This is a genomic window from Bacillus sp. SIMBA_154, from assembly GCF_046536015.1.
Taxonomy (GTDB): domain Bacteria; phylum Bacillota; class Bacilli; order Bacillales; family Bacillaceae; genus Bacillus; species Bacillus pumilus_P.
On sequence record NZ_JAWJBV010000001.1, the window covers coordinates 487,166 to 509,209 of the forward strand.

The 22,044-nt window shown below is 40.6% G+C and carries 31 protein-coding genes and 1 pseudogene; 23 read left to right on the forward strand and 9 right to left on the reverse strand.

The genetic code is table 11. The features are described from left to right. Nucleotides 1–13 precede the first annotated feature (13 nt). Complete coding sequence (locus tag R0K30_RS02945) at nucleotides 14–637, forward strand: lysophospholipid acyltransferase family protein (protein WP_410609038.1); 624 nt, start codon at nucleotides 14–16, stop codon at nucleotides 635–637. Nucleotides 638–671: 34 nt separating this feature from the next. Here R0K30_RS02945 and trhA read toward each other — a convergent pair whose 3' ends face one another. Together trhA and R0K30_RS02955 are read right to left on the reverse strand one after the other, a co-directional pair. Beyond that, a complete protein-coding gene (trhA, locus tag R0K30_RS02950; protein ID WP_099728703.1) occupies nucleotides 672–1,310 on the reverse strand; it encodes a PAQR family membrane homeostasis protein TrhA in 639 nt (212 codons plus the stop codon). 13 nt (nucleotides 1,311–1,323) lie between these two features. Continuing rightward, on the reverse strand, nucleotides 1,324–2,295 hold the full coding sequence (locus R0K30_RS02955) for a sigma 54-interacting transcriptional regulator (RefSeq protein ID WP_099728704.1): 972 nt from the start codon (nucleotides 2,293–2,295) through the stop codon (nucleotides 1,324–1,326). A 181-nt stretch (nucleotides 2,296–2,476) separates the two neighbouring features. Between R0K30_RS02955 and ilvA the strand changes: the two genes are divergently transcribed. The 7 genes from ilvA (at nucleotide 2,477) to ypmT (ending at nucleotide 7,304) form a co-directional block, all read left to right on the forward strand. Then, nucleotides 2,477–3,745, forward strand: a complete 1,269-nt coding sequence (ilvA, locus tag R0K30_RS02960; RefSeq protein WP_410609040.1) for a threonine ammonia-lyase IlvA — start codon at nucleotides 2,477–2,479, stop codon at nucleotides 3,743–3,745. 36 nt (nucleotides 3,746–3,781) lie between these two features. Next, a complete protein-coding gene (locus R0K30_RS02965; RefSeq protein WP_099728705.1) occupies nucleotides 3,782–4,033 on the forward strand; it encodes a YpmP family protein in 252 nt (83 codons plus the stop codon). Between the two features lie 185 nt (nucleotides 4,034–4,218). Next, nucleotides 4,219–5,061: a DegV family protein gene (locus R0K30_RS02970; protein WP_410609043.1), complete on the forward strand. Its 843-nt coding sequence runs from the start codon at nucleotides 4,219–4,221 to the stop codon at nucleotides 5,059–5,061. Nucleotides 5,062–5,084: 23 nt separating this feature from the next. Next, nucleotides 5,085–5,675: an SCO family protein gene (locus tag R0K30_RS02975; protein ID WP_099728732.1), complete on the forward strand. Its 591-nt coding sequence runs from the start codon at nucleotides 5,085–5,087 to the stop codon at nucleotides 5,673–5,675. Nucleotides 5,676–5,744: 69 nt separating this feature from the next. After that, on the forward strand, nucleotides 5,745–6,506 hold the full coding sequence (locus R0K30_RS02980; RefSeq protein WP_230030300.1) for an SGNH/GDSL hydrolase family protein: 762 nt from the start codon (nucleotides 5,745–5,747) through the stop codon (nucleotides 6,504–6,506). Between the two features lie 9 nt (nucleotides 6,507–6,515). Then, on the forward strand, nucleotides 6,516–7,082 hold the full coding sequence (locus R0K30_RS02985; RefSeq protein WP_099728708.1) for a YpmS family protein: 567 nt from the start codon (nucleotides 6,516–6,518) through the stop codon (nucleotides 7,080–7,082). 24 nt (nucleotides 7,083–7,106) lie between these two features. Beyond that, nucleotides 7,107–7,304, forward strand: coding sequence for a protein YpmT (gene ypmT / locus R0K30_RS02990; protein WP_099728709.1), 198 nt, complete (start codon nucleotides 7,107–7,109; stop codon nucleotides 7,302–7,304). Nucleotides 7,305–7,535: 231 nt separating this feature from the next. Here ypmT and R0K30_RS02995 read toward each other — a convergent pair whose 3' ends face one another. From R0K30_RS02995 to R0K30_RS03005, 3 genes are all read right to left on the reverse strand, one after another. Then, the gene (locus R0K30_RS02995; RefSeq protein ID WP_410609046.1) at nucleotides 7,536–8,204 is read right to left on the reverse strand and encodes a DUF4397 domain-containing protein; all 669 of its coding nucleotides are present in this window, start codon (nucleotides 8,202–8,204) and stop codon (nucleotides 7,536–7,538) included. A 119-nt stretch (nucleotides 8,205–8,323) separates the two neighbouring features. After that, nucleotides 8,324–8,584: a DNA alkylation repair protein gene (locus R0K30_RS03000; RefSeq protein ID WP_099728712.1), complete on the reverse strand. Its 261-nt coding sequence runs from the start codon at nucleotides 8,582–8,584 to the stop codon at nucleotides 8,324–8,326. Between the two features lie 53 nt (nucleotides 8,585–8,637). Beyond that, nucleotides 8,638–9,069 carry a MarR family transcriptional regulator gene (locus R0K30_RS03005; protein ID WP_099728713.1) on the reverse strand — a complete coding sequence of 144 codons (432 nt, stop codon included), beginning with the start codon at nucleotides 9,067–9,069 and terminating at the stop codon, nucleotides 8,638–8,640. A 137-nt stretch (nucleotides 9,070–9,206) separates the two neighbouring features. Between R0K30_RS03005 and msrA the strand changes: the two genes are divergently transcribed. Beyond that, a complete protein-coding gene (gene msrA / locus R0K30_RS03010) occupies nucleotides 9,207–9,740 on the forward strand; it encodes a peptide-methionine (S)-S-oxide reductase MsrA (RefSeq protein ID WP_099728714.1) in 534 nt (177 codons plus the stop codon). After that, a complete protein-coding gene (gene msrB, locus R0K30_RS03015; RefSeq protein ID WP_410609050.1) occupies nucleotides 9,740–10,171 on the forward strand; it encodes a peptide-methionine (R)-S-oxide reductase MsrB in 432 nt (143 codons plus the stop codon). The genes msrA and msrB overlap by 1 nt, the downstream gene beginning before the upstream one ends. 51 nt (nucleotides 10,172–10,222) lie before the next feature. Here the strand turns inward: msrB and R0K30_RS03020 are convergent, their stop codons facing one another. Beyond that, on the reverse strand, nucleotides 10,223–11,251 hold the full coding sequence (locus tag R0K30_RS03020) for an SDR family NAD(P)-dependent oxidoreductase (protein ID WP_099728716.1): 1,029 nt from the start codon (nucleotides 11,249–11,251) through the stop codon (nucleotides 10,223–10,225). Between the two features lie 270 nt (nucleotides 11,252–11,521). Between R0K30_RS03020 and R0K30_RS03025 the strand changes: the two genes are divergently transcribed. Beyond that, the gene (locus R0K30_RS03025; protein WP_099728717.1) at nucleotides 11,522–12,244 is read left to right on the forward strand and encodes an acylneuraminate cytidylyltransferase family protein; all 723 of its coding nucleotides are present in this window, start codon (nucleotides 11,522–11,524) and stop codon (nucleotides 12,242–12,244) included. Between the two features lie 226 nt (nucleotides 12,245–12,470). Here the strand turns inward: R0K30_RS03025 and R0K30_RS03030 are convergent, their stop codons facing one another. Together R0K30_RS03030 and R0K30_RS03035 are read right to left on the reverse strand one after the other, a co-directional pair. Next, complete coding sequence (locus tag R0K30_RS03030) at nucleotides 12,471–13,433, reverse strand: CgeB family protein (RefSeq protein WP_099728718.1); 963 nt, start codon at nucleotides 13,431–13,433, stop codon at nucleotides 12,471–12,473. Between the two features lie 15 nt (nucleotides 13,434–13,448). Further along, nucleotides 13,449–13,865 (reverse strand): hypothetical protein, encoded by a 417-nt coding sequence (locus R0K30_RS03035; RefSeq protein ID WP_099728719.1) that lies wholly within the window; start codon nucleotides 13,863–13,865, stop codon nucleotides 13,449–13,451. A gap of 369 nt (nucleotides 13,866–14,234) precedes the next feature. Here R0K30_RS03035 and R0K30_RS03040 point away from each other — a divergent pair. The 7 genes and pseudogenes from R0K30_RS03040 to R0K30_RS03070 form a co-directional block, all read left to right on the forward strand. Further along, nucleotides 14,235–14,410 (forward strand): annotated as a pseudogene (locus R0K30_RS03040) (glycosyltransferase family 2 protein); the annotation flags it as partial. Between the two features lie 60 nt (nucleotides 14,411–14,470). Further along, nucleotides 14,471–14,605, forward strand: a complete 135-nt coding sequence (locus tag R0K30_RS03045; RefSeq protein ID WP_283775132.1) for a hypothetical protein — start codon at nucleotides 14,471–14,473, stop codon at nucleotides 14,603–14,605. Continuing rightward, a complete protein-coding gene (locus R0K30_RS03050) occupies nucleotides 14,566–15,942 on the forward strand; it encodes a sigma-54 interaction domain-containing protein (protein ID WP_410609055.1) in 1,377 nt (458 codons plus the stop codon). The genes R0K30_RS03045 and R0K30_RS03050 overlap by 40 nt, the downstream gene beginning before the upstream one ends. Before the next feature lie 118 nt (nucleotides 15,943–16,060). Continuing rightward, nucleotides 16,061–17,461 carry a lysine 2,3-aminomutase gene (kamA, locus tag R0K30_RS03055; RefSeq protein ID WP_099728721.1) on the forward strand — a complete coding sequence of 467 codons (1,401 nt, stop codon included), beginning with the start codon at nucleotides 16,061–16,063 and terminating at the stop codon, nucleotides 17,459–17,461. 2 nt (nucleotides 17,462–17,463) lie between these two features. Beyond that, nucleotides 17,464–17,745, forward strand: coding sequence for a YokU family protein (locus R0K30_RS03060; RefSeq protein ID WP_099728722.1), 282 nt, complete (start codon nucleotides 17,464–17,466; stop codon nucleotides 17,743–17,745). A 79-nt stretch (nucleotides 17,746–17,824) separates the two neighbouring features. Further along, the gene (locus R0K30_RS03065) at nucleotides 17,825–18,049 is read left to right on the forward strand and encodes a YozE family protein (protein ID WP_099728723.1); all 225 of its coding nucleotides are present in this window, start codon (nucleotides 17,825–17,827) and stop codon (nucleotides 18,047–18,049) included. A 149-nt stretch (nucleotides 18,050–18,198) separates the two neighbouring features. Continuing rightward, the gene (locus R0K30_RS03070) at nucleotides 18,199–18,879 is read left to right on the forward strand and encodes a hypothetical protein (protein WP_099728724.1); all 681 of its coding nucleotides are present in this window, start codon (nucleotides 18,199–18,201) and stop codon (nucleotides 18,877–18,879) included. Here the strand turns inward: R0K30_RS03070 and R0K30_RS03075 are convergent. Further along, nucleotides 18,876–19,010, reverse strand: a complete 135-nt coding sequence (locus R0K30_RS03075) for a hypothetical protein (RefSeq protein WP_256498704.1) — start codon at nucleotides 19,008–19,010, stop codon at nucleotides 18,876–18,878. The two genes, R0K30_RS03070 and R0K30_RS03075, sit on opposite strands and share 4 nt — an antisense overlap. 119 nt (nucleotides 19,011–19,129) lie before the next feature. Between R0K30_RS03075 and R0K30_RS03080 the strand changes: the two genes are divergently transcribed. The 5 genes from R0K30_RS03080 (at nucleotide 19,130) to R0K30_RS03100 (ending at nucleotide 22,034) form a co-directional block, all read left to right on the forward strand. Beyond that, entirely contained in the window at nucleotides 19,130–19,300 is a 171-nt protein-coding gene (locus R0K30_RS03080; protein ID WP_099728725.1) for a YozD family protein, read from the forward strand. A 46-nt stretch (nucleotides 19,301–19,346) separates the two neighbouring features. Continuing rightward, nucleotides 19,347–19,955: a phosphatase PAP2 family protein gene (locus R0K30_RS03085; protein ID WP_099728726.1), complete on the forward strand. Its 609-nt coding sequence runs from the start codon at nucleotides 19,347–19,349 to the stop codon at nucleotides 19,953–19,955. A gap of 54 nt (nucleotides 19,956–20,009) precedes the next feature. Continuing rightward, nucleotides 20,010–20,327, forward strand: coding sequence for a hypothetical protein (locus tag R0K30_RS03090; RefSeq protein WP_099728727.1), 318 nt, complete (start codon nucleotides 20,010–20,012; stop codon nucleotides 20,325–20,327). Nucleotides 20,328–20,439: 112 nt separating this feature from the next. Then, nucleotides 20,440–21,135 (forward strand): purine-nucleoside phosphorylase, encoded by a 696-nt coding sequence (gene deoD / locus R0K30_RS03095; RefSeq protein WP_034319185.1) that lies wholly within the window; start codon nucleotides 20,440–20,442, stop codon nucleotides 21,133–21,135. 68 nt (nucleotides 21,136–21,203) lie between these two features. Then, nucleotides 21,204–22,034, forward strand: a complete 831-nt coding sequence (locus R0K30_RS03100; protein WP_410609060.1) for a M15 family metallopeptidase — start codon at nucleotides 21,204–21,206, stop codon at nucleotides 22,032–22,034. The last annotated feature ends 10 nt before the right edge of the window (nucleotides 22,035–22,044 follow it).

A 22,044-nucleotide genomic window follows, 5' to 3' on the forward strand; every position in this document is an offset into this window, starting at 1 on the left:
AGGAGGAGTACGGTTGTTTCGTTATTGGTTTTTAACGATTTATGTTGTTGTATCCTTTTTAAAAAGTATGAGGCATTTGTATGATCATGAATTAACTGATCCGCGCATTTCCTATACGAAACGAATGCAACTCATTCATGAGCATGCGAAAAGGTTTGCAAGAGGATGTATTGATCAGTCAGGATCAGTGATGACCATCCATCAGAAAAAGAAGCTGCCGGATGGACCGGTCATTTATGTCACCCATGAGCTTAATCCGGTGACAACGACATTATTAATTGGGCACCTTGAGAAGCCATTTGCTTTCATGGCGAAGCCGAATCTGTTTCGCTACCCCATCTTAAAACAATGGCTGAAAAAGATGGCGGTTATTCGTCACAATCAGTCTGATGAGGGATTGTTAGAAGAAGCAAAAGAAAGGGTCATGTCTGGGCAGAGTGTATTGCTTTCAGAAAAATATCGTGCCATTGCAGAGGCGCTTGCCGAAGAATGTAATTGTCCGCTTGTTACGATTGAAACAAGCGGAACGGATCGGCTTTTAACAGGGAAGATCGTGAAAAGGCTGCGTCCTGTCAATGTCGATATTCATATTAAAGCACCTGTCGTGATCAGTGATTACGTTCAAAAGCGCGCATAGAAAAACCAGCATCCGAAAGTGGATGCTGGTTTTTCTATGCCGCTGGGATGCTGACACAATAGAATAGGATGCAGAAAAACATCGACGCACTTCCGCCGAGAACAAAGCTGTGCCAAATCGCATGATGATAAGGGATTTTACGCCAAATATAAAAGATGGTTCCGACCGAATATAATAGACCGCCTAACAGTAATAAGCCGAATCCTGCTCCCGTTAATTGAATGTAGAGTGGTTTGATGGCGATGATAATCATCCAGCCCATTAATAAATAAACGAGAGTGGATACAACGATAAACCGTTTGACGAAAAAGATTTTAAAGACAATACCACCTGCAGCAAGAGCCCATACAATCGCAAGTAGAGTATAGCCGAGTGCGCCTTTTAATGGTCCAAGTAAAAAGGGTGTATATGTACCAGCAATCAATACATAAATAGCAGAGTGGTCGAGAATCTCAAACACATCTTTTGTTTTTTTGTGCCGAATGCTATGAAGCAGGGTCGAGCTTAAATAAAGCAGCAGCATGGATGCACCAAATATCGAAAAGCTAATAATGTCTGTGACTGTGCCGTATTGAACAGCGAATAAAACGAGAAAAACAATGGCTGGAATGGATAAAATAACCCCAATGCCATGTGTAACGGCGTTTGCAATTTCTTCTTTTACAGTAAACAATAGATTTCCTCCTTTATTGAATCGGTATATAACCATCAAGCGACTTCAGGAATGAAAGACCTTCAAGTGTAATCTTCGTTCCAGCCCTGCCTTTTCCTTTCGTCACGTATGCTTTTTTCTCAAGATCATCTAATCGGCTCCTCACCTGCTGAGGGGTCAGCGGAATGTCACCTTGTTTGCTTAATTCAGACAAGAGTCGTCTGCTTGCTGCTTCTCCTTTTTCATTCAGTGCTTTAATGGCTTCAAGTAAGAAAACAAATTCTTGTTTCTCCATAAGTGTAAGCTGGTGCTCTTCTTTTTTTCCTTTTCCAGCCGCTGCGTGTTGAGGTAATAACACAAAAGGCGGTAAGTGGTGTAAGAAAACCGTTTGCCCCTCGAGAATCGCTGCAGCGTAATGAACCATATTTTTGAGCTCTTGTACATTGCCTTCAAATGGATACTGCTGCAAGGTTTCCCAAACACTTGTATCAATGTCAGGCTGTATGCCCAGCTCTTTGAAAAAGGCAGTAGTTAAAGCAGGAATATCTGTTTTTCGATCTGCTAAAGACGGAATGGACAGATGGAGTACGTTGAGACGATAAAATAGCTCAGGTAAAAAGGTAGATGAAACCCTCAATGCCTCTAATGATAAAGACGAAGAAGCGATGATTTTTGTTGCAGGTGAAGTTTCTAGAAAACGAATGAGCTGATGCTGCATAGGAATACTTAATGCGCCAATTTCGTCTAAATAAAGAGCTTGATTCTTCTTTTGAGTGAATGCTTTCTGTAAGGTCTCTTCATCCAATGTCGGGCAATAAATATGTGTCAGCGAAGCGTGAGGAACAGAAGTATTTGCCATTTCTTGGGCAAATAATGTTTTGCCTGTTCCGATTTCCCCCGTTATTAAGACAGGCTGCTTGTTTTGCGTGAATTGTTTTGCCAAATGAATGGCGTGCTTCATATCTTGGTGCTCTCCATATATAGAAGTAAACGGACGTGTGGTCATAGGGTGATTCCTTTCCTTATGGTTCTAATTGGTTTAATTATAACACCCAATTGGAACAAATGTATAGTAAAACGAAAAAGTTCACGAAATTTATGTTTGATCCATGATCTATTAGTTTATTTTTTGAATATTCATGTTATAATGACAAATTAAATAAGGTTAAAGAGAAAGGATCTTGTACATGAAACCGTTGCTCAAAGAAAACACGCTAATTCAAGTGAAAGACATCTTAAAAGCCCATCAAAATTTGAAGGATGTAGTGACTCATACACCGCTTCAAAAAAATGAGCGACTTTCTGAACGATATGAATGTAATGTCTACTTAAAAAGAGAGGATCTTCAAGTAGTTCGTTCCTTTAAATTAAGAGGCGCTTTTAATAAAATGAGCCAGCTGCCAAAAAATAAACTAGAAAACGGCATTGTCTGTGCAAGTGCTGGAAATCACGCGCAAGGTGTTGCCTATTCTTGTAAATATTTAGGTATCCACGGGAAAATCTTTATGCCGGCTACGACGCCAAGGCAAAAAGTATCTCAAGTGGAGCTTTTCGGAAAAGAATATGTTGAAATTATCTTAACCGGAGATACGTTTGATGATTCCTATCATGAAGCAGTAAAATGCGGAGATAAGGAAAAGCGCGAATTTATCCATCCGTTTGATGATTTGGATGTGATGGCAGGACAAGGAACAACTGCTGTAGAAATATTAAATGATATCGATATGGAGCCTCACTTTTTATTTGCAAGCGTCGGAGGTGGCGGACTGCTATCTGGCGTTGGCACATATATCAAAAACATTGCACCAGAAACCGAAATCATTGCTGTCGAGCCGCTTGGCGCAGCTTCACTGCATGCTTCCCATGAGAAGGGAGAGGTTGTGACACTTGATTCGATTGATAAGTTTGTAGACGGGGCAGCGGTTCAGCGGATTGGTGAAAAGACGTTTACGTCCCTTCAATCCGTTGTCGATAAAATTAGTCTTGTACCAGAAGGAAAAGTGTGTACAACCATTTTAGAGCTGTATAATCAATGTGCGATTGTAGCAGAGCCAGCAGGCGCCTTGCCGATCGCGGCATTAGAAGCGCATCGCGAGGAGATTAAAGGCAAAAATGTTGTCTGTATTGTCAGCGGGGGAAATAATGACATTGGCAGAATGCAAGAAATCAAAGAACGCTCAATGATTTATGAAGGGCTTCAACATTACTTTATCGTCAATTTTCCGCAAAGAGCAGGAGCTCTCAGGGAGTTTTTAGATGAAGTGTTAGGGCCAAATGATGATATCTCACGCTTTGAATATACGAAAAAGAATAATCGAAGCAAAGGTCCCGCACTTGTTGGCATCGAATTGAAAGAAAGAAATGACTATGCGGCGCTGATTAAGCGGATGAATAAAAAAGGCTTCCACTATGTTGAAGTGAATAAAGATCAAGATTTATTCCACCTATTTATTTAGGCTTAACAGATCATTGGAAAAGAGGATTGATCGTTTGTGCTGCTCAAAACAATATGTTTTAGACGGATGGATGGAGATCAGATCAAGGTAACAGAAATCCCTGTTCTAAAGGGGGATGAGACGTATTGTTTCATGCTCACCTTTAGACTTGAAGCTTTCTTGAAAAAAGTCTATGTATCTAAAGGAAAGAGAGATGTGTACTCTTTCAGGGAGTACGTGAAACGTAACGTCAAGTGGAGCACATATGAACAGATCTATCAGCAGCCTACACTGAAACACAATGCATAAATAGGAATCTTTGTCAAAAGGAGTGAGCGCCGTTTAGAAAAGGCGGCTGCTCAGTTGGCAAGGATTTTTTTCATGAAAAGAAGAAAATGTGACAATTTCAAAAACGTGAGGACAGTTGTTTTCAAGAATACAGGAAATAAGGTAATATCATAAGTAAAGACTAAGACAGCAAGGATGAGACGATAGTGAAACAAATTAAAATTGTAACTGATTCAACTGTAGATCTTCCGCAAGAGAAAATCAATGATCTTTCAATTCACGTGATTCCGCTCAATATCTCCATTTCTGGAGTTGATTATATTGACCGAGTGAATTTGCAGCCTGATGAATTTATTCATAAAATGGAGGCCGCTGAGGAATTGCCGAAAACGTCTCAACCTGCAATCGGTCAATTCGTCGAATTATATGAAACGCTGACGGCAGATGGAAGCGAAGTCATTAGTATTCATTTAACCGGTGGAATGAGTGGTACAGTTCAAACTGCTGAAAGCGCTTCGAAAATGGTGGATGGAAACATCACGGTGATTGATTCAAACTTTATCTCCTATGGATTAGGGTTTCAAGTCATCAAAGCAGCAGAACTTGCAAAAAAGGGTGCAAGCCGTGAAGACATCATCAAAGAAGTGGGGAAAATCCGCCATAAAACAAAGCTATATGTCACAATTGATACATTAGAAAATCTCGTGAAGGGTGGAAGGATTGGAAGAGGAAAGGCGCTTATCGGCTCACTTCTTCACATCAAACCAATTGCCAGCTTAACAGACGGAGTATACACGCCGGAAGCGAATGTGAGAAGCTACTCTGCTCTTGTCCGCTATCTGACAAAACAGTATGTACAGGCGGTGAAAGGAAAAACCGTTCAGGCAATTGGGATTGCGCACGCAGATGCATTGGAGCTTGCAGAAAAGCTCAAATCAGCACTGCTCGATCACACACCTGATGCACTTGTTGATATCGCCTACACAACTCCGATTATTTCCTGTCATACTGGAAAGGGAGCAATAGGCTTTACTTTTTATACCGATTGATTGAAAAAGGGGATGGGCATATCATGTATAGAAAAAGGGGAGCCTTGCTTGGTGCGCTTATGATGATAAGCGTGCTTCTTTTAGTATCGTGTTCAAATGGACAAATCAAGGATGCGTTAAATTATCAAATACAGCCGTTTGAGTATCAAAACCAAGAGGGTCAAAAGGTGTCACTGGATGATTTGAAGGGGAAAGTATGGATTGCAGATTTTATTTTCACAAGCTGTGAAACGATCTGTCCGCCTATGACTGCTCATATGACAGAGCTGCAAAAACGGTTAAAAGAAGAAAAATTGGATGCGCATATCATTTCCTTTAGTGTTGACCCAGAGGTGGACTCACCGAAAAAGCTAAAGGAATTTGCTAAAGCATATCCATTGTCCTTTAAAAATTGGGATTTCCTCACTGGTTACTCACAGTCAGCGATTGAAAAATTCGCCATGAAGAGCTTTAAAACCATTGTGAAAAAACCTGAAGATGAAGACCAAGTCATTCATCAATCACTGTTTTTCCTAGTCGATCAAGAAGGGAAAGTGATGAAAAATTATGATGGCGTACAAAATACACCATATGATGAAATCATCAAGGACATCAAAACGCTTAACCGAAGCTAGCATAAGGATGTTCAAATGAGCGAAAACATGGTAAACTTTTTTAATTAGAAAAAGGAGGGACATCATCGTTTGAAAGCTCGTTTGATTTTGATTGTGATGTCTCTAGCTTTTGTTCTTTCTGCATGTTCTGCAAAAGAGGCTGGCATAAAGGATAAACTAGAAGACACACAAAACGTAAAAGAACATATTACCATCGCAGCGGTTGGAGATTCCTTAACAGAAGGAATCGGAGATCAAAATAAAAAGGGGTATGCAGGCATCACCCGCGACAAGATAGAAGCGGTGGACGGCGTGCAATCTGTTACATTAAAAAACTATGCTGTTAAAGGCAGTAGAACGGTAGATTTATTAAAGAGATTAAAAGAGAAAAAGGTGCAAGATGGGCTGAAAGACGCTGATTATATTTTCTTTACGATCGGAGGAAATGACTTAATGCATGTCGTCCGTCAAAATGTACTCAATTTGACTTTTGCTCCTTTTCAAAAAGAGCAAGGTCCTTTTGAGGAGCGCTTTAAAACCATTCTTGCTCAACTGAGAGAACATAATGACCACGCGAAGATCATGTATGTAAGTATGTATAATCCCTTTAAGTTCAGTCTGACTGAGCTGAGAGATATCGATGAAGTTGTCAAAGACTGGAACGCGGTCGCTAAAAAAGAACTGAAAAAAGACGGCAATGCTGACATGATCAATGTGGCAGATTTATTTGAAGAAGATTCTGATGAAAAATTACTGGCAGATGATGATTTCCACCCAAACCAAAAGGGGTACTCTCTTATGGCAAATCGTTTATTCTCAGAAGTGAAAAAAGAAGGACTGCCGAAGGAATAGGGTGAACATATGAAAAAATGGAAAAGCTTATTTTTTATTTTACTTGCCATCAATCTATTGATTGTTGTTGCGTGCGGCATTTTGATGCTGCTGCCAGGCGGTCAATCCGCTTCAGAAAAAGAAGCGAAAAGCGAGTATTCTTTTAACATTTCTAGCTCAAAAGAATCGCTGACCAGCTTTGTAAATGATTATTTGAAAAATCAAGGATCAAGTGATATGCCTGACTTTCATGTTGCGATTGATCAAGATGTGAAAGTAACAGGCGCGATTAAAGCCTTCTCTTCAACCATTGATGCAAACGTGTCATTTACGCCAACTGTTGAAGATAATGGTGATGTCCTGCTGAAAGTGGATGACTTTTCAATTGGACAATTGAGCATTCCGATCAGTTTTGTTTTAAGCTACATGGGTCAGTTTTATGAACTGCCAGAATTCGTTCATGTGAAACCAGACCAAAAAACGGTTGAAGTGCGCCTTTCAGAAATGCCACTGACGAATGATATGTATGTCAAAGCGAACAAAATTGATCTTGAGAACGATGAAATCGAATTCTCATATTACCATCCAAAACAATAGAACGTGCAAGTCAGGAGTGAAATCATGAAGCGAATCTATCAATATTTTAGTTTACTGTCGCTTTTATTTGCTGCGTACTTTGGCATTACGGCTGCCACTGATTTAAAAGCAGAAAATATCGATCAGTTTTACTTAAATATTGCCTATTGTGCATTATTTTTAGGCATCATGATTCTTGCTTTTGATTTTCAAAAGCAAGAAAAAGCTGAAGATGTCTCGTAAGGAGCCTATTCCATTTGGAAAGGCTCTCAGATTGTTGACAAAGGGCTAAAATGACCTTATTTTAGCCCTTTGTCTTCTTTTCAGCGTGGTATGAAAACCCTTGAAGTCTAGGAAGGCCGAGTACTGGAGCGGAGCGAATTTGAGATTTGTGAGCACCAGCACACAGGACTGACACAGAATGCGAGGGTTTGTCTACACGCTCGGAGCCTTTTCCATCTGGAAAGGCTCTTTTTATATTTGGCGAGACAAGGCCACCTTCGCCATGAGCTCTGGCTCTCCGTTTGCAAAACCATGAAGCAAAATGAGGTATGCGTGCTTTGTTTGCAGGTGAACTTTTGGGATATCAAGCAGTACACTTTGAGTACCGGAAGCTTTCAGTTCAAAATGATACTTATTTGGAGAGAAATGATGAGTTTGGGTGCCGCTCACATAACCAAGCTCCTTTGATAACATTCCTTGATCACGTTCATATATATCAATGGAAGGGAGGTCTGGAGACAGCTGGACAAATGTAAGTGCTGATAGGTCATCTTGCTTGATAAGAGAATCTTGGCGCTCTGTTAGCAATGCAAAGCCTGTTCGAGCCCCTGTGATACACAGTGTGTAAGTCTCGTCTCCCTGGAGCATCTTGCGAGAATAAAGAACCCTTTCTTTTGTAGCCAGCTTGAATACTTCTATCTCATAAACACCCTCATCCCACTCCATATAAGCTGTCAGCTGGCCATACGGCATCGTTCTCACGATCTGCTGCCGATTCACAAATACAGCGAGCTCACTTAGATCTGGTGCAGCGTGAAATAGTCGAATAACGGCTTTTTGAGAAGTATGTCTCTGATGGTATTGGTAGACGGTAGCTGATGGACGATATGGAAAGTCATTAATATCACAGAGCTGCTGCATGTTATCATTCCTTCTTTCTCATACGATGGTGTTTTTTGTAGCGTATGCACGAAAGGGACGATCTGTATAGGCAAAAGAAACATAGAAAAAAGCCTGACGTTTTCCGTCAGACCTGCATGTTAAGAAGGAGAAGAATATTGATGATATTCAGCTAGCTTAATGAATGTTTTTTCATCCTCAATTAAACCGCAAACGCCGCACTGGACTTTGAGTTGAGGTCCTTGATAGCTCATGTGAAAAGGAGAAAGCTGATCTCCTTTGTATGTTTCGACAACTGCTCCAGTCGCCGGATCAAGCTTCACAGGTTCTGAAAGCTGCTCAATCAGATTAAAGCGCGTTCTGTTGGTTTTACAGTTTGGACAAAGATAAGGGCTTGTCATAGTTCATCCACCTCTTTTTATCCGTAGCATGTCCTAAGCGCTAAAATCTATGCTTAATCCTTTTGACTTTTATCCAGCTTTTTGAATAATTTGATCATCGTTTTGAGTTCTTCATCATCAAATGATTCAAATCGTTCCATAAAGTATTCTGTTTTCTTTTTTTCAAAATGCTCAGTAATTTCCTTACCCTTATCGGTTAAGTGGATTTTGATGATGCGGCGATCCTCTTTTGAGCGGATACGAGTGATCCAGCCCTTTTCTACAAGTGTGTCGGTCACTGCTGTAATATGGCTTGCTGACACCCCAAGAATCGAAGCGAATTCCGTTACTTTTTTTGCACCTTGCTCACGGAGTAGATTTAAAATGAGAAATTCATTTCGAGATAATTCGTTATCGAGCAGGCTGTTAATTTCATAACGTATCTGCTTAAATACGGTTCTCAGTAAAGTATCCATTTCATACATCATTTGTTTTCTTTGTTCCAATCATTAAACCCCCATTATATGTTAAGATACGATAGAAAGCTTTCGTTCATTTTAGGTATACAAGTCGTATCATTTTCATTATTTTTTATCATGTTATAATATGATGATACCATTTTTTAAATGAAGGGGGCACTAATATGTCTGAAAAACAAGAATTAGCCACATTTGCTGGAGGCTGTTTCTGGTGTATGGTTAAACCTTTTGATGAACAGCCAGGCATTATCAAAGTTGAATCAGGGTATACTGGCGGACATACAGTGAATCCGACCTATGAGGAAGTATGTACAAATACAACGGGACATAGAGAAGCGGTTCAAATCACATTTGATCCTGACGTTTTCCCGTATGAAAAACTATTAGAACTGTATTGGCAGCAAATAGACCCAACAGATGATGGAGGGCAATTTGGTGATAGAGGAGAGTCCTACCGTACAGGTATTTATGTTCATAATGAGGAGCAGCGAAAGCTTGCAGAAGCTTCGAAAGAGCAGCTGAGTCAAAGCGGAATTTTCCAAAAGCCAATCGTCACAGAAATTTTAGAGGCTGGTCCTTTTTATCCCGCAGAGGAATATCATCAGCACTATTATAAAAAGAACAAAATGCACTACGAACGATATCATGTCGGTTCGGGTAGAGCGGGTTTTATTCAATCCCATTGGAGTGATAAATAATGGCAAATGAAAAAGAGCAGCGCATCAAAGAATTAAACCGGATGCAGTACGAGGTCACGCAAAATAATGGCACTGAGCCGCCATTTCAAAATGAATTTTGGGACCACAAAGAAGAGGGCATTTATGTGGATATCATTTCAGGCAAGCCATTGTTTTCTTCTTTCGATAAGTTTGATGCCCATTGCGGCTGGCCAAGTTTTACAAAACCGATTGAAGGCGAGGAAGTAGCGGAGAAGGTTGATACGAGTCATGGTATGGTTCGGACAGAGGTTCGCAGCAAAACAGCTGATTCTCATCTTGGTCATGTCTTTCCTGATGGACCAGGGCCAAACGGTCTTCGATATTGCATTAACTCAGCCGCTTTGAAGTTTATCCCAAAGGATGTTCTTGAAAAAGAAGGCTACGGTCATTTGGCACATCTATTTGAATAATTCATTTAAAAATCGTCACATGGAAAGCATCTGCTTCCGTGTGACGATTTTTTATTTTTTATGATGCGTGTGATGTAATTGTTCGATGATATGGAATAGCTTCGCTTTTGTAATGAGCGGTGCTTCATTTGACGTGTAATTGGTCAAATCGACTTTTTGGAAGGCAGGGTGCAGATGTGGTCTCGGTAAGATCGCATAAAATTGTTCATGTTCAAACAGTGCATCTGCCTCGTGCGGGAATGTGAGCTCCTCGTGAAGTTTTTCTCCGGGTCTTTTCCCGATAACGAGAATATCTGGAGATGCGACGTTGATTTGACTGGCATATTCATGAAACGCCTTTAATAGATCAGCAAGCTGTAATGATTCCATCTTGAGAATGAACGTTTCGCCGCCTTTCATCATGATCGCTGCTTCAAGTGTGAGGGATACAGCCTCTTCAATGGACATAAAAAAACGTGTCATATTAGGGTCTGTCACGGTCAAAGGCTTCTCATTTAACAGCTGCTGGAGCATGATCGGAATGACGGAACCCCTTGATCCAAGCACATTGCCAAAGCGTACAGAGCAAAACATCGTTTTTTGATTCGGAATACTTTCGTTTGCTTGGAAAAATAGTTTTTCTGAAATCAATTTTGTTGCACCCATGGCATTTGTCGGAGCGACGGCTTTGTCTGTTGAAATGTTAACCACATGACTGACTTCATGTTCGATCGCTGCTTCAATAACATGCTGCCCGCCGATGATATTGGTTTGAACGGCTTCAAATGGATTATCTTCACAAGAGGGTACTTGTTTTAAGGCTGCTGCATGAAAGATGATATCAACCCCTTTGACGAGCTGTCTCACGCGGCTTGCATCCCGCACATCTCCAAGTGCAAATACGACCTCTGGATATTCTGCATACTCATTTTTCATCATGTATTGTTTGCTGTCATCTTTGCTAAATACAATGACCTTCTTTGGAGAGCATGCTGTTAACTTTTTCACGATTTGCCGGCCGATCGAACCAGTACCGCCTGTGACTAAAATCGTTTTGTCACGAAAAAAGGTCTTCATACTTGTTTCTATCTGTTTGGACATATCCAATCCCCCAACTCTTATTTCTCTACTTTGCATCATATGTGAAAGAGCGGCAGACGTTTGAGGAAAAAAACCACTTCATGCATAAATTAGGTGAACAAATTATAACTTTTCATTTGGCTTCTTAATAGAATATGGAGAGATCAAAGAAAAAGTAGAAAGAACGAGAGAAAAACACTTCAATACTGCCAACAGCTTCATGGTGGGTGAAAAAGTAGAGGAAGTTTTTTCGCTCGATATTGAGCTGGGCGTGAGGGGAGAAGAACATACATGTATAGGGGAAAACGTATTTTAGCTTTGATACCAGCTTTTCATAGGCAGCAAGATCATCATGATGAATATATTCGTCTATTGGCGGAGCGACCGCTTATTTATTGGACCATTCAGCCGCTCCTCCAAATGGTTGAGTTAGATGAAATTATCGTCTCTTCACATGATGTGAATACTCAAATTATTTCGTCCCACTACGGAGCAAATGTCATTGAGCTTCCAAGCACACATGTGACTGAACAAACGCCTTCATTACTAGCTGTGAAGCATGCGCTTGCTTATTTAGAGCGGGAAGGGAAGACGTTTGATATTGTCCTGTATCTGCATCCAGCATCTCCACTGAGAGAGCCGATTGATATTGAGAAATGCCTGGAGCTTCTTGTAGAAGGGAGTTATGATTGTACCGCTTCTTTTACAGAGGCGCTAGAAAACCCAAACGAAACATGGACACTGCATGACAACAATGAAGCGACGTTGTATAAGGACAATCATCATTTTTTTATTCCAAAGCAAGAACATCCTTATACGTATGGTCGTCTAAATGGCGCTGTATATGCTTTTCATGCTCATTATGCAAAAGAATGCATACACTCATTTTTAGAAGGGTCTGTTGGGGCATACATCATGGATCGCACACATTCGCTTGTTTTCAAAACTGAGGCAGATAGGACAGAGGTAGAGAAAGTATTATTGGCACGACGAGATACGAAAGGGACAGTATAAAACTGATATAAAAAAGGAAAAGCGCCCTGTTATAGGGCGCTCCAGCGTGTAGACAAACCCTCGCATTCTTTGTCAGTCCAAGTGCCGGTGCTCACGAATCTTAAACTCGCTACGCGCCGGTACTCGTCTTCCCTAGACTTCAAAGGTTTCCGATCACGCTGAAAAGAAGACAAAGGGCTAAAATAAAGATCATTTTAGCCCTTTGTCAACAATTTAAAGCGCCCGGTTATAGGGTGCTCTTTACCATTTCACACAGCCTATATGGCAGCGTGTCAAATGTATTCCAAGAAACGACTTGTTCGTAATTTTTAAGAGATATCGCCTTTCTTTTCTCATCATTTGATACATAATATTCGACTTTCTCAATCAAGTCGTCTTCATGAGTGTAAAAGGCAAAGCTTGAAAAAGCACCTGGAGGATTTATATTCGTCAATTGAAAACTTCCACTTGCTGCGATATCAAATGCTCTGTTGTTCAAACTTATATTTTCAATCATTGCTTTGTTTCGGTTATAAGCAAATTGAGCAGGCCTGTGTGGATTAAGGATAATGGCTGACTGCTCATACATTTTGGCCATTTGCTGAGGGTTCAGCCAATTGGTCACGAGTGTCAGATCACGATATAGTCTGCGAGATTTATTTAAGTGACGGTGCCATTCCTTCCCTGCAACGAGAATACGCCATTTGTGCTGTTGCAATAGTGCACGGATCGATTTGATGCGATTTGGATAAGGATAACCGATCAATGCAATATCATAGAGGAACGAATCTGCTGGCGGCATTTTTTTCTGAAATACACGTGTATTTGTCGGAATGGGAAAGTAGTGTGCGTGATGAACACCTAATTGTTTATAAAAAGGCAGTGTGCCTTCGTCAATTGTCAAAATCATGTGTGCATCATGTGCACAGCTGGCTGACACATCTGTATAAAAAGGGTCTTCTGTCATCCATAGGACCACTGGTATCTGTTCTTGTTTGAATTGCTGAAGCACTTCTTTTGGAACACGATCACCGATCATCATGAAAACAAAATCCGGAGAAAATGTCCGGATTTTGTGCATGTGCGTCAGTAGAGATTCTCTTTCCATCTTTAAACATGAAAAGGGTGAATCGATGAAGCTTTCTACTATCCATTGATCGAAAGTTTGATAGATCCCTCCGTAGCCAGAGCTGATATAAAGTAGCTTCATGATAACCCTCTCACATTATGATGGGATGGTAACACTTTCAATTTTATCTACATCTATTAGAGTGATTCCAGATCCGTTAGGTGTAACAGCAGATTCCTGTGTCACAAAAACGATACCAGTTGAAGCATCGAATGTTACAAATGTAACGGGTCCAATGACGTCTCCAGAATCAGTTACAATAGTAATAACCGTTCCTGGTGTAAGTGTTGAGAAAATCCATCTTGCTCCTTGAAGTGAAGTGGGTGTTCCAGCAGAGGTTGAAACTGAAGCTGAAGCTGATAATGATCCAAGAGCTACTTCACTTAATAGATTATTTAATTGATTTGCCATTTCGGTTCCTCCTTCGTCAATATTGACTGTTAACGCGTCGCTAAGCGGTCTGAAGAATAGGTTCAATAGTTGTCTTCTTAACTCGGTACGACTGTCACTCATTTGCTCCCCATCCTTTCTTTTTTATTTAAACTCACCACTATGTATATGCCATTCACTTTTTTTGGTATAAGCAGAATGTTCAATCATTCGTTTTTTTCATGTAATCATCTTGCATTTTTTTAAAGTTTTCAAATGCTTAGGCTAAATAAAATGAATTTCACATTCTAGTAAAGATTACATGAAAAGAGAGGTAATTTAGAATGGGATTAAACAATTATTAAATGGTCGGAATGTGGGAGGCATTGTCACGTAACCACTTAATTAGTGGAATGTATTCCAAAGAGTGATGGTCGGGAAGTGTTTGACACAGTGCGGTTTTTAAACATGCAAAAAATCAGCTAAGAGTGAGCGTTCCTTACAGTATGATAGATTGTCCCTGAGGTAGTGAAGTTATTTGCGCTTTACTATCAGCCAATCAAGCTGCATCCTTCTCGATTTGCATTTTTTCAAGAAGTAAAAGCCAATTGTACCGCTGTATATGGAAATCGCTGCAAGAATTCGATATGTCTCTTTATCAAACATCAGGTCGGAAGCACTCCTCATAAAAGGGGGGCTTTTTTTGCAATAGACGAAAAAAGCAGGAAATCGAAAGGAAAAAGCGAAACGTGAAAAGGACAGGGGAACCATATGAACACGAACAAGCCGCTGAAAATTGGGCGATAGATGCCGATTTTCCGGCACTGAAAGTGAGGGGGAAAGAATGGGGAAGGTTGTCGAAAGAGCGGATTGGTTTGAATTAATTTTAGAAGCCATCGATGAAGCCATTCACGTTGTAGATGATCAAGGGGTCACGATCTTTTATAATCACAATGCCGCTAAATTTGACTGTTTACAAAAAGAAGAGGTGATTGGCAAGTACATCCTTGATGTGTACCCATCGTTAACTGAAAAAACAAGTACACTCATGCATGTCCTCAGAACGGGGAAGCCCATTTATCATTCTTTACAAACGTATTTGAATAAAAATGGAGAAAAAATTGAAACGGTCAACACCACATTGCCCATTATTGAAGATAACAAGTTAATAGGAGCAGTGGAAGTAGCAAAAGATGTATCAAAGCTGTCGGCACTTTCAAATCGTTTAGATCAAAAAAAACGAACGAATGGTGTTTCTGAGACAGACCAAATGCATGATTTTTCTTCATTTTTAACAAATGATCCGCTCTTAAAAGAGATGCTTGAGAAGGCAAAAAAAGCAGCTGCTTATCCTTCGTCTGTTGTCGTCTACGGGGAAACAGGGACAGGAAAAGAAGTGCTTGTACAAGCCATTGTCCATGAATCTGACCGAAAAAACCAGGTGTTCATTCCGCAAAACTGCGCAGCGCTTCCAGAATCATTACTTGAGAGTCTATTGTTTGGATCTGTCAAAGGGAGCTATACGGGCGCAATTGATCGCAAGGGGCTTTTTGAATTAGCAGATGGGGGCACGCTTTTTCTTGATGAGCTGCAAGCGATGCCGCTCACGCTGCAAACAAAATTATTACGTGTGTTAGAAGATGGCGTTGTGCGCCGCATCGGTGGTGCAAAGGCCATTAAAGTGGATGTCAGAGTCATTACTGCACTCAATATAGATCCATTTGAAGCGGTTAAAAAGCAAATTTTAAGAGAAGACTTATTTTATAGACTGCATGTGTCATCTTTTCATATTCCACCGCTTCGAGCGAGAAAGCAAGATATCAAGCTGCTATCCCATCATTTCATTCAAACCTATCATCACCAGTTTTCTAAAAATGTCACCCGCCTTTCTGAAGAAACGGCACAATTGTTTATGGCGCACCACTGGCCAGGGAACGTCCGAGAATTAAAACATACCATTGAGCATGCTGTTTTGATGATGCCAAAGGAAGCGGAAGACATCACCCCGGCATATCTTCCTGCTCATTTACGGGCTCAGAAGAGAGAAAACGAATCTCAGCAGTCCACATTAAAAAGTCAGGTTACTTCATTTGAACAAACATTGATTCAAGAAGCTTTAAGTAAGCATAACGGGAATATTAAACGAACCGCCGCAGCCTTAAAGATCCCTCGACAAACGCTGCAATACAAACTGAAGAAATATGCAGATGCCGAAATGTAGGCACTTCCAATCATGAAAATATGGTGAAAAAAGCTCCTTTTGTAAACAATAGGGGCATTTTCCCATGTTGGCACATAACTTGCATAGTATAAAGTGAATGCTGATAGGGGGAATGGATATGAATCAGAAACTGTATGAACCAACGCGTCATTGGAAGGACATTGAGCTTTGGAAAGATGTACCCGAGGAAAAGTGGAACGACTGGATTTGGCAGTTGACGCATACCGTTAAAACGCTTGATGATTTAGAAAAAATCGTGAACTTAACAGAAGAGGAAAAAGAAGGGGTGAAGATTTCCACCAAAACCATTCCACTCAACATTACACCCTACTATGCCTCACTGATGAATCCAGACGATCCAAGATGTCCGGTGCGCATGCAATCTGTGCCAATTGCAGAGGAGCTTCATAAAACAAAATATGACCTGGAAGACCCGCTTCATGAAGATGAGGATTCACCTGTCCCAGGTTTAACGCACCGGTACCCAGATCGTGTGCTGTTTCTTGTGACAAATCAGTGCTCCATGTACTGCCGCTATTGCACGAGAAGACGTTTTTCCGGACAGATCGGCATGGGCGTACCAAAAAAGCAACTAGATGCTGCAATTGGCTATATTAGAGAAACACCTGAGGTGCGGGATGTGTTAATTTCAGGCGGAGATGGGCTGTTAATCAATGATCAAGTGCTCGAATACATTTTGAAAAACTTACGAGACATTCCGCACGTTGAGATCATTCGTATTGGTACCCGCGCGCCGGTTGTCTTTCCGCAAAGAATTACAGATGAACTGTGTGAGATTTTGAAAAAATATCATCCGGTCTGGCTGAATACCCATTTCAATACAAGTATTGAAATCACAAAAGAAGCAAAGGAAGCGTGTGAACGTCTTGTGAATGCCGGTGTCCCTGTAGGCAATCAGGCCGTGATCCTAGCGGGTATTAATGACAGTGTTCCAATTATGAAGAAGCTGATGCACGATCTCGTGAAGATTCGCGTCAGACCTTATTATATTTATCAATGTGATTTATCTGAGGGCATTGGTCACTTTAGAACACCCGTCTCAAAAGGACTTGAAATCATTGAAGGCTTAAGAGGGCATACGAGCGGTTATGCAGTGCCAAGCTTTGTTGTAGATGCCCCAGGAGGCGGAGGAAAGATCGCCCTGCAGCCAAATTATTTATTATCGCAAAGCCCTGACAAAGTCGTCCTTCGTAACTTTGAAGGCGTCATCACATCGTACCCAGAGCCAGAGCATTACGTCGCAGGCCAGGGAGATGCGTATTTTAATGAAATTTATGAAGAAAAACAAGAACCGGCAATTGGCGTCACTGCTCTATTTCAAGATGAAGCAAGATCGTTTACGCCTGAAAATTTAAGCCGGATGAAACGAAGAGAAGCATATGAGACAAATCCTGAGCATGATACGCTCAAAAACAAACGTGAAAAACGGGATCAATTAAAAGAGAAGAAATATCAAGCGCAGCTCAAAAAAGAAGAAACTGTAAAGGAGGAGAAATAACCTTGCTGACATGTGATTGGTGTGAGGAAAACAAAGCAAACGCGGAGCAGACAACCGTCTATTGGGAGCTGATCACTGGCACACAATCCATTGAAATTATCGACACGCCGTCCATTTCTTGCATGCATTGCGGAATGACATATCAAAAGGATGAGACGGTAAAAGAGATAGAAGATCAATTAATTTTAGTGGACCAAACAAAACTTCCAGAAAAAATGTCATACGAAGAATTAATGAGCATGGAGCGGTTATTAAAGCGAAATTACTTTGATTTTTCATCATAAGTTGTACCTCCGCCTATACAAGTCAGCAAATTCCTGTATAATATAACAACAAAATAGAGTGTCGCGGAGGGAAAACCAGGTGAAGTCGTTTTACCATTATTTAATGAAGTACAGACATCCAAAACCGAAAGATGAAATCAGTCATTTTGCAAATGCTGCTTATGAAGATCACAGCTTTCCTAAAGCTTCCACTGATTATCATGAGCTGTGTGCCTATTTAGAATTGAATGGCGATTATTTAAACTCGATGACTACATTTGACGAAGCGTTTGAACAATACGAAGTAGAAGTCAAAAAAAAATAACACACATACAACCGCTTGTTCCGGATGGGAGAAGCGGTTTTTTGATGGAGAAATAAAATGGCGTTTTGCATGGTGTGGTTGCCCATGCAGAATTCCTTGCGCCGGCATACGATACGTTAAGACCAAAAGTCGGGCAAGGGGGAGACAGAATGAAGGCGAAAGCACCAAAATATCAAGTAGGGGATATTGTCGTCGTTGTCATGTACGGCACAGTCGGAACGATTACAAAAGTCCATCAAATTGACCAGCACTATTTATATGAGGTCAATCATAATGAGGTGCTTTATTTTGAAACATCACTGCAGCTTTACGATGAGTACGACGGAGTGATTGTGGATACAGAAAAGCTGGACATTGAATATGAGTTCCTCATTGGCGATGTTGTATATGTAAAAGATTACGGAAAAGAGCTATTTAAAATCATTGGTCATCGGACTGAAATTTGGCGCTACCTTGAAGATGGCTGGGAAGATGTGATTTACGAACTCACGAGGCTAAAGGACGGAGAGTGGCTGGAAACAGAGGAGGAAGACTTAACGCTTGTCCTAAGGAAATATGAGATGGACCAGTTTGTTCATCAGCTTCTTTTTGTGCATTACGTGGGAGAAACCTCAAAAGAAATAGAGGAAGATATGGTACAAACGGCTCTATTACAGTTGGGAGAGAAACAAGAAAGCGAAGCACCACTAGAATTCCTCGCTGTATCTATAGTGGATGAGCTTCTTGATATTTACAATGATTATAAAATTCTCTACGAATTTTTCCAAGATCCAGAATATAAGGATATGATGGATTTTATTTTGGAAAGTTTAAACGAGCATTTTGGTTAAAGAAAGACTTGTCCTAACACGAATAAAAAATAAGGTACACATAAAAATACAATCACATAAAACCATCCCCTCAAGATACGGCCCATCACCTGATCAAACGTTTCTCCATCTAATATGCTTAACCATTTCATTGCCTCAAGCCCCTTTTCTTTTTGTTTAATGCATTTATATGTATGGAATGAGCCATTATGACAAACTGTAATAAAAAACAGGCAGCGTTCATACATCATAAAAAAGGAGGCGGAAAGCAATGAAAGAAGCAGATTTGGTGATTGATACAGAGGAAATTGCGGAATTCTTCTACATGGAGCTGGTCAAAAGAGGGTACATACCGACTGAGCTAGAAACGTTTGAGCTGGCTGACATTACATTTGAATATATGCTGAGGAAAGCAATGATAGTTGAAGAAGAGGCGTGGTAGGCACTATACTTTGAAGAGATTCTGAGGAGGGAGGGGAATCTTTCGCGTGTATATCCTATTTCTTTTCATTTTATTTGGTGCCATCACTGCGCTCATGGTATCTGGTGTATTTCAGGAATTGGACAACCAGGTCATCCTATGGTTTGAGAACATCAGACTCCCTTTTATAAATGATGTCATGCTGGCTGCGACGGACTTTGGCATCAGCGCGCTGCTAGTTCCAATCATGCTCATCTTTAGTGTGGTACTCCTAGTGTATAAGCGCTACTACTCTATCATGCTGCTTTTTCTATTATATCTTACAGAAAAAACAATCAATCATGAACTAAAGGGGCTGTTTGCTAGAGAGCGTCCGGCCTTTGATCATCTTGTCAATGAAACCTATTACAGCTTTCCGAGTGGACATTCGATGAATGCAGCGACGATTTATCCTTTTATCGCATATCTATTAGTTGAGATGATTCCATGGCTGAAAGAAAAACAAAAAACCGTCTACCTGATCACAGGACTATGCGTGTTTTTGATTGGCATCAGCCGGATGTATATTGGTGTCCATTATTTGACAGATGTCACGGGAGGCTTTGCGATAGGACTAGCTTTATTTCTTCTATGTAAAAAGATTGACGAAAGGTTGCCTGTCATTCGACAAAAATAGAAGAAGGAAATTGACAGATCCCAGCCAATTTTATATAAAAGGGGAGGGATTTGAATGCAATTGACGTTGAGATTTTTTCAAAAGAAACCTTCAGCATATCACTTAACCATTTATCAGACACCTGAATATGGTGCTGCAAGCGGGCATCAGCCTGTGTACCGGACAAAGATTGGCGGCAGAACACACCTTGATGTTCTGGAAAAAGCATTCTCGACATTTAATGTACATGATACAGTCCCTAATGATTACAATGCGCGGTTTATCACAACAGGGGATATCGTTGTGATTGATGATAGGAAAAAGGGGAAATGCTATTATCAGCTCTTTCCGGCAGGGTGGAAACGCAGTGAACGACTGATGACGATAAGTTAAATAGATGATCTAGGATACCAGCTTTCGAACCAGCTGGTATTTTCTTTTTAGGTCTCAATCGTTTATAATAAATAGGACAAAACACATGTTAAACGTAAGTGGAGGCTAAAAAATGAGTGTACATATTGGAGCAGAAAAAGGACAAATTGCAGAAACGGTATTGCTGCCAGGCGATCCGCTTCGTGCGAAATATATAGCAGATACATATTTAGAAGATGTTGAGTGCTATAACGAAGTGCGCGGAATGTATGGTTTTACTGGAACCTATAAAGGAAAGCGCGTTTCTGTACAAGGCACTGGAATGGGCGTACCATCTATTTCGATTTATGTGAATGAACTCATTCAAAGCTATGATGTTCAAAACTTAATCCGCGTTGGGTCTTGCGGAGCGATCAAAAAGGATGTCAATGTGCGTGATGTCATTTTAGCCCAGACATCTTCAACAGATTCACAAATGAACCGTGTGGCATTTGGACCGATTGATTACGCGCCTTGCGCTGATTTTGGTCTTCTCAAGAAAGCCTACGACACAGCAGAAGCAAAAAATGTAGCCGTTCGTGTCGGAAATGTATTTACAGCAGACCAATTTTACAATGAAAAACCACTTGAACTTATGGATCAATACGGTATCCTAGCGATTGAAATGGAGACAACAGCTCTTTATACGCTTGCTGCAAAATTTGGTAGAAAAGCGTTATCGATTCTGACAGTAAGTGATCATGTTCTGACAGGAGAAGAAACAACTGCTGAAGAGCGTCAAACGACTTTTGACGAAATGATCTTAATTGCACTAGACTCTGTTTTATAATAATATAAAGGGTGTGCTACGATGTAGCGCATCTTTATTTTTTTAGTAGAGCAAAAGGAAGGTATGTCATGAAGAAAAGCTATAAAATACTCTCAATCGCATCAATTCTTGGTTTGACAGCGGCACTATCAGGCTGCCAGTTGCTGGATCAAAAAAGCGGTACATCTGAATCAAGCAAAACAAACGAACAAAAAAACACAGCAAGTTCAACATCCCAGCAAAACTCAAATGATACGGCAGATTCATCTGATCAAGAGCTGACGTTAAAGAGTGAACATTTCAATGACATCAAGGTTGTCAGTGGGCTGAAAACCATACAAAATCCTGAAAATGTGCTAGCATTAGTCAACAAAGAATACGCACTGCCAGGAACCTATAAACCTTCTGATCTCGTTGTACCAAAAGTAGAATTCTCTTTTTCAGAGGATATTGAAAAACGATATATTCGTAAAGAAGCAGCGGAAGCACTTGAGAAGTTCTTCAAAGGCGCGAAAAAGGAAAACTTCGAACTGGCTGCTGTATCTGGCTATCGCTCCTACGACCGTCAAAAAGTCATTTTTGACAGTGAGGTCAAATTAAAAGGGAAAGACAAAGCCCAAGAAGCAGTAGCTTTACCAGGCGAAAGTGAACATCAAACAGGTCTCGCAATGGACATTTCCTCAAAGAGTGCCGGCTTTGAGATCTCTGAAAAGTTTGGTGAAACACCTGATGGCAAATGGGTTGCTAAAAACGCTTATCAATATGGCTTTATCATTCGTTATCCAAAAGGAAAAGAAGACATCACGAAATTTGAATATGAGCCGTGGCACCTGCGCTATGTTGGAAAAGAAGCAGCAAAAGCGATGCATGATCACGACTTAACATTTGAAGAGTACATGAACAAAGTGAAGAAAATCTAAACAAATAAAA